Annotated in this window: 5 protein-coding genes; all 5 read right to left on the bottom strand. The window is 54.9% G+C overall.

Going from position 1 to position 6437, the window contains the following annotated elements:
- Nucleotides 1-196 precede the first annotated feature (196 nt).
- The 5 genes from ABGT74_RS09575 to jag all read right to left on the bottom strand — a co-directional run bounded on the left by ABGT74_RS09575 (nucleotide 197) and on the right by jag (nucleotide 6436).
- Complete coding sequence (locus ABGT74_RS09575; RefSeq protein WP_346705360.1) at nucleotides 197-1021, bottom strand: ParB/RepB/Spo0J family partition protein; 825 nt, start codon at nucleotides 1019-1021, stop codon at nucleotides 197-199.
- Nucleotides 1022-1253: 232 nt separating this feature from the next.
- Entirely contained in the window at nucleotides 1254-1958 is a 705-nt protein-coding gene (rsmG, locus tag ABGT74_RS09570; protein WP_346705359.1) for a 16S rRNA (guanine(527)-N(7))-methyltransferase RsmG, read from the bottom strand.
- Nucleotides 1955-3841 carry a tRNA uridine-5-carboxymethylaminomethyl(34) synthesis enzyme MnmG gene (gene mnmG / locus ABGT74_RS09565; protein WP_346705358.1) on the bottom strand — a complete coding sequence of 629 codons (1887 nt, stop codon included), beginning with the start codon at nucleotides 3839-3841 and terminating at the stop codon, nucleotides 1955-1957. Before mnmG ends, rsmG begins: the two co-directional genes overlap by 4 nt.
- A 237-nt stretch (nucleotides 3842-4078) precedes the next feature.
- Nucleotides 4079-5440: a tRNA uridine-5-carboxymethylaminomethyl(34) synthesis GTPase MnmE gene (gene mnmE / locus ABGT74_RS09560; protein WP_346705357.1), complete on the bottom strand. Its 1362-nt coding sequence runs from the start codon at nucleotides 5438-5440 to the stop codon at nucleotides 4079-4081.
- A 15-nt stretch (nucleotides 5441-5455) separates the two neighbouring features.
- Nucleotides 5456-6436: an RNA-binding cell elongation regulator Jag/EloR gene (gene jag / locus ABGT74_RS09555; RefSeq protein ID WP_346705356.1), complete on the bottom strand. Its 981-nt coding sequence runs from the start codon at nucleotides 6434-6436 to the stop codon at nucleotides 5456-5458.
- Between the last annotated feature and the right edge of the window lies 1 nt (nucleotide 6437).

Raw genomic sequence — 6437 nt, 5'->3', positions numbered from 1 at the left:
CTGGTTCCCTCTTATCTTTGGTAATTTTCCTACGGGTTTCATTATATCACACCCTTATTAGAATGCAAAGCAAATCCCTCAAATTTTCTCGTATGTTTCACGTGAAACATAAAAAAGAGAGCTGCCCTGCGGCAGCTCTCTTCTCCGGTTAAATGTTTCACGTGAAACAACCCCGGTTCTCTATATCAAACACACGCTATGCCCGCGCATGTGGAATACTGATGGTTAAGGTCAAGCAATCTTCATCCTCAGTTTGGTCAACCGTTGCGCCAATGCCCGCATCCACCATGACACCGACCGCACGGTTCAGTGTATTAAGAAAAAAGCGGACATCCTTAATCAGGCGCACTACCTTGCGCTCTCCCTCAACAGGCGGCGCATCCTTTTCCTTGAGCAAAGCATCTATGTACTGCTCCGAACGACTGACGTTCAGATCATGCTCAATGATATACTTGGTCGCATTAATACGGTCATTCTCATCCTCGAGCCGCAGCAAGCAGCGCGCATGACGCTCTGTTAAATTTGCGCTGCGAATCAATTCCATATTCTGCGTGGACAATCGCAACAGCCGCAGCTTGTTTGCCACCGCGGACTGCGTCTTGCCAACCTTGCGCGCGGCTTCCTCCTGCGTCAATCCATACTGATCGATCAATCGCTTAAAGCCTTCCGCTTCCTCAAAGAAATCCAAATCACGGCGCTGCAAATTTTCCACCAGCGCGATTGCAGAAGAATCCTCATTATCCGCAGCAATCACCAGACAGGGCACATCATTCAGTCCCGCCACACGCGCGGCACGCAGCCGTCTCTCCCCTGCAACCAATTCGTATCCACCGCCCGGCGCGCGTCGTACCGTCAGCGGATTAAGCACACCGTATTGCCGTATGCTTTCCGCAAGCTGCGCAATCGCCTCTGGGTCGAAATACTTACGCGGCTGATTGGGATTGCGCACAATATCACTCACCCGCACTCGCCGCAACGTCCGGTCCTCTTTTCCTGTCACTAACGTCAAAACCGACATCATGTCATCTCCTCCTTGTGCTGTCGACCGGCTCAAAACACCACGCCGGTTTGTCCTTCGGTAATAGATTACCATATTATTACATTTTGGCAAGGAAAATCGACCGCAAAACCTGCCTTATTCGACACATATTTGTCATTTCCTCCCAGATATCACACATTTCCATGCATTTTCGGACAAAAAATAACCCTCTGTAATTTCCATACAGAGGGTAAACAACTTGTAATGTATTTTCTCAGAGCGGATCAGTTTGAATCTTTTTGAAACGGCGCGGATACTTGTCCGGCGTTTCATTGATTTTTTGCAGACGCACCAACACGCGCTCAACCCCATCATGCGGCACTGTATATCGAAGCAATTCCGCGGACGGTGCACCCAACACAGCAAATGCCTGCGACGCAGAAGCGACTTCATCCATGCAATCGGCTGCCTTCATCGCATAAAACGCACCGCCTACCTTGACCATCGGCAGCGCCAGCTCACAGAGCATACGAAGCTCCGCGACCGCACGGGAAACTGCAAGATCAAACGATGTACGATGTACCGCTGCAAACTCTTCCGCACGCCCATGCACCGGGAGGACATTGGTCAGTTCAAGCGCATCGACCACCTCAGAGAGAAAATCAATACGCTTACACTGCGCATCCAATAAGGTAAATTCCGCACCCGGGCAAAGGATCGCAAGCGGTAGACCAGGAAAGCCCGCGCCAGTGCCCACATCCAGCACAGTCTGCCCTTTCTTAATATAAGGCGCAAGCGAAGCGCAGTCGAGAAAGTGACGTGTGACGACTTCACAGGGATCGGTCACGGCAGTGAGATTCATCACCTTATTCTTTTCGAGCAATAAATCCGAGTAACGCAATAATTTATCCACAGCTTGTGGAGAAACTTCCGGGATAAACTCCCGCAAGCCGGAAACCAACAGCTCATATGCGGTCATGCCTTGTCCTCCTTCCAGCGCGTTTCTATATAGATCATCAGCGCGGTAATATCCGCCGGTGACACACCGGAGATACGCGCGGCTTGTCCGAAGTTGAGCGGCCGTACTGCATTCAGCTTTTGCCTCGCCTCCAAGCGCAAGGAATCAATTTGCTCATAATCCAGATCAGCTGGAAGCGGTCGAGACTGCAATTTGCGATACTGCTCCACGTCCTTCTGCTGGCGGTCGATATAGCCCGCATACTTGACGCGGATCTCCACTTGCTCACGAATCACCGCAGGCAGCATGGGTCGTTCCGGATCAAACAAAGCCAAATCCGCATAACTGAGTTCCGGACGACGCAGCAGGTCGATCAGCTTGCACCCAGCCTTGACCGGTGCGCTGTTCTTTCCTGCCAAAAATCCATTGAGCGCGTCCGACGGCGCAATACCGACCGCAGCAATGCGGTCAATCTCTGTCTGAACCTGTTCGTATTTGTGACGCACCTTTTCCCCGCGCTCGGGCGGGTTCAGACCGATACGCACGCCAATCGGCACGAGTCGTTCGTCCGCGTTATCCTGTCGCAGCAGCAGACGGTATTCCGAACGGGAAGTCATCATACGATATGGCTCATTTGTACCGCGGGTTACCAAGTCATCAATCAGCGTACCGATATAACCGTCCGCGCGATCAAGGATGAGGGGCTCTTCTCCCTTGATGGCAAGCGCCGCATTCACGCCTGCGACCAGACCCTGTGCGGCAGCCTCTTCATAACCGGACGAACCACAGAACTGACCTGCACCATACAAACCCTTGACCTTTTTGGTTTCGAGCGTCGGGCGCAGCTCCAATGGATCGACGCAATCGTATTCAATCGCATAAGCCGGCCGCATGATCTCCGCATGTTCCAACCCCTTGACCGTATGCAGCATATCGCGCTGCACATCAAACGGCATGGAAGAGGAAAAGCCCTGCACATAGATTTCTTCCGTGTCTAGTCCCATCGGCTCCAAAAACAGCTGATGACGCGGTTTATCCGCAAAGCGCACCACCTTATCCTCAATGGACGGACAATAGCGCGGGCCAACGCCTTCGATCTGACCTCCATACAGCGGAGAGCGGTCAAGATTCGCACGGATAAGCTCATGCGTGCGGTCGGTGGTATAAGTTAGGTAGCAGACCGCACGGTTTTCCGGCGGTCGGTCGGTTTCAAAAGAAAACGGGATGATCTCCTGTTCCCCTTCCTGCAATTCCAGACCGGAAAAATCAATCGAACGGCGGTGGATACGCGGCGGCGTGCCGGTTTTGAAACGCTGGAGCCTTAAACCAAGCGCACGCAGCGAATCAGTCAGCGGCTTTGCTGCCGCCATGCCGTCCGGCCCGCTCTCGCGCGCATATTCGCCAATAATGATACGCCCACCAAGAAAAGTACCGGACGCAATGATGACCGCTTTGGCAGGGTGGCGCGCGCCGATCGCAGTCACAACAGCGGATACTGCGCCGTTTTCGGTTTCGACCGAAACGATCTCATCCTGCATCAGCTGCAAACCTTCCTGCTGCTCGAGGGCATGCTTCATATACGTGCGGTATTTAACACGGTCAGCCTGCGCGCGCAGCGAATGCACCGCCGGGCCTTTGCCGCGGTTGAGCATGCGGTACTGGATGCAGGCCGCATCCGCCGCACGCGCCATCTCTCCGCCCAGTGCATCAATCTCGCGCACCAGATGCCCCTTCGCCGTGCCTCCAATGGCAGGATTGCACGGCATGTTGCCGACAGCGTCCAGATTGATCGTAAAACACGCGGTTTTCATCCCAAGGCGTGCAGCGGCAAGCGCTGCTTCAATACCCGCATGCCCCGCACCAACAACGACAACGTCAAAGGCTTCGGCTGGAAAAACCGTCATGAATCCTCCTCCTTCTTCGTGCGTCACAGAGAGTCATGGATAAAGAATAGACCAGCCAAACTTTATCCACACCTGTTGATAACTCTGTGTAAACTTTGGATAACTTGCACTTTTGGCAAATAAATTGATAACAGAAATAAAATATTACATATTGATATTACAAATAGTAATATAGTTATCCCATGGAAAAGGGCCGCTGCGCGCGGCAGGCGGCCCTTCTCACTGTGGCATACATATCTATTTTCCCACGCAAAAATCGCTGAAGATCCGAGAAACGACCGCTTCGGTCACGGTCTCGCCCGTGATTTCCCCAAGCGCGGCAATTGCACCTTCTGCATCCATCACGACCGCATCCGGTGTCATACCGGACTGCGCGGCATACAGCGCGGCTTCGCATCGCTCAGCCGCACGCGCCAGAGCGGCAGCCTGACGGGCATTGGTAATCAGTGCGCCATCAAACGCGCCGTCACCCAAGCCAATCGTGCGCGGAATAAGCGACAAAAGCTTATCCATGCCAGTACCGGTTTTCGCGGACAGAGGCACAATATGCAGAAAATGCTTTTTCAGCAGCTTTTCGTCCAACTGCTGCGGCAAATCCACCTTATTGACCACAGCAATCGCACGGTGTCCTGCTGCGCGGGCAAGCACCAGCATATCCTCGTCACCAATCGGCTGTGAACCGTCAAACACCGCAAGGATCAGTGCGGAAGCGGATGCTTCCGCCATTGCACGGTCGATACCCGCCTGTTCGATCGGGTCGGTCGTGTCGCGCAGACCTGCCGTATCGGTCACGCGCAGCAAAAGCTGGCCGACCTTTACGTTTTCCTCAATCAGGTCGCGGGTCGTGCCCGGAATATCGGTCACGATCGCACGCTCCCGACCGAGTAGCGTATTGAGCAGCGTGCTTTTTCCCGCATTCGGACGGCCCAAAATCACACATGGAACACCCTCGCGCAAGATACGGCCGCGCTCGTAGCTTTCGGCCATTGCATACAAACGGCTGGTGGTACGGTGCAGCAGTGCAGCGGCATCATCAAACAAGATCGGGTCGATATCCTCATCCGGGAAATCCACGACCGCATGAAAATGCGCTACCATGCCGATCAATTCTTCCCGCATCTGCTGCACGGGAGAACCGACCGCACCCATCATCTGCGCCACTGCATTCTGCGCGGCCTCGGCGGTGCGGGCGGTGATCAAATCGTGCACGGCTTCCGCTTCGGATAAACCGAGCTTGCCATTCAAAAATGCCCGGCGAGTAAATTCACCTGCTTCGGCCTGCCGCACGCCCTGCGCAAACAGCGCATCCAGCGCTTGCTGCAAAACAGCGGTCGAACCATGGCATTGCAATTCCGCCATCGACTCACCCGTGTAGGTATGCGGCGCATGAAAGACTACCGCATAGCAGCAGTCTATCATCTTGCCGTTTTTATCATGCAGCGTGCCGTAAACCAGCTTTTGCCCCGGTGCATCCAGCATACGCTTGCCGTTTTTTGCACGGAAAATGGTATCTACCGCCTGTATCGCCTGCTCACCAGACGCCCGAATCAAACCGATCGGTCCGCCGGCGGAAGAAATGGCGGCAATCGTATCGTTCATAGACAATACCCCGCGTTAGGAACGCGAACGGAAGCTGTTATCCGGTGCAATCACAACACGACGGCCGGGCTCAGTGCCGGTCGAGTACGTGGTGACACCGTTGAAATCCTGCAGCGCGGCATGGATGATGCGGCGCTCATAGGGATTCATCGGTTCCAGCGTCATCGAGCGGTGAGACTTGACCACTTTCATTGCCATCTTGCGGGCAAGACGCTCCAGGCTCTCCGCACGCTTTTCACGATAATTCTCGGTGTTGACCGACAGACGCACATGCTCGTCCAGCGCGTTATTGAGCACCAGTGAACCAAGATACTGGATCGCATCCAGCGTATCGCCGCGACGGCCAATGATCGGACCCATATCCGGGCCGCAAATCTCCAGACGCAGCTGGTCGCACTCGATCTGCGGCAGCGTCTTGACTTCGCCCTCGACACCCATCTTTTCGAGCAGTCCGGTGACAAAATCGGTCGCAAGCTGCTCCGCCTTCTTCATGCATTCCTCCGAAACCGGAATCAGCTCGCGCTCCTTAGGAACAGACGGCGTGATCGGACGTTCCTCACGCGGACGGCGGTCGCGACGGCCGCCGCGTTCCCGGCGCGGACGCTCCCGACGCGGCGGGCGCTCCACTTCCAGCTTTTCCGGCACAAAATCCGCGGGCGCAGCCTTGACCAGACGCGGCGTATCATCCTCATCCGTAATGGACAACTTCTGCGGCTTGGCAGCGGGCTTTTCTTCCTTTGCCGGCTTTTCCGCACGATGCGGCTTTGCGGGTTTCTCCACAGGGATGTGGACAGATTCCGCCTTCTTGACCGGCTCATCCGGCACCTCATAGGTGACGCGCACGCGCGCGGGCGTTGCACCGATGCCGAGAAATCCCTTTTTGCCGTTATCCAGAACCTCTACCGATACATCATCCCGGTCCATACCGAGCTGCTTGAGCGCTGCTTCAATGGCAGCGTCGCGGGTATCGCCCGTGGTTTCGATAAATTTCTCCATA

The sequence above is a fragment of the uncultured Agathobaculum sp. genome, from assembly GCF_963927765.1.
Lineage (GTDB): Bacteria > Bacillota > Clostridia > Oscillospirales > Butyricicoccaceae > Agathobaculum.
Note: the sequence above shows the minus strand (reverse complement) of the source record. Positions and strands in the feature narration are given on the sequence as shown.

Coding starts and splice junctions, on each gene's coding strand:
- ABGT74_RS09575 (WP_346705360.1), bottom strand. CDS start 1,021: ATGATGTCGGTTTTGACGTTAGTGACAGGAAAAGAGGACCGGACGTTG.
- rsmG (WP_346705359.1), bottom strand. CDS start 1,958: ATGACCGCATATGAGCTGTTGGTTTCCGGCTTGCGGGAGTTTATCCCG.
- mnmG (WP_346705358.1), bottom strand. CDS start 3,841: ATGACGGTTTTTCCAGCCGAAGCCTTTGACGTTGTCGTTGTTGGTGCG.
- mnmE (WP_346705357.1), bottom strand. CDS start 5,440: ATGAACGATACGATTGCCGCCATTTCTTCCGCCGGCGGACCGATCGGT.
- jag (WP_346705356.1), bottom strand. CDS start 6,436: ATGGAGAAATTTATCGAAACCACGGGCGATACCCGCGACGCTGCCATT.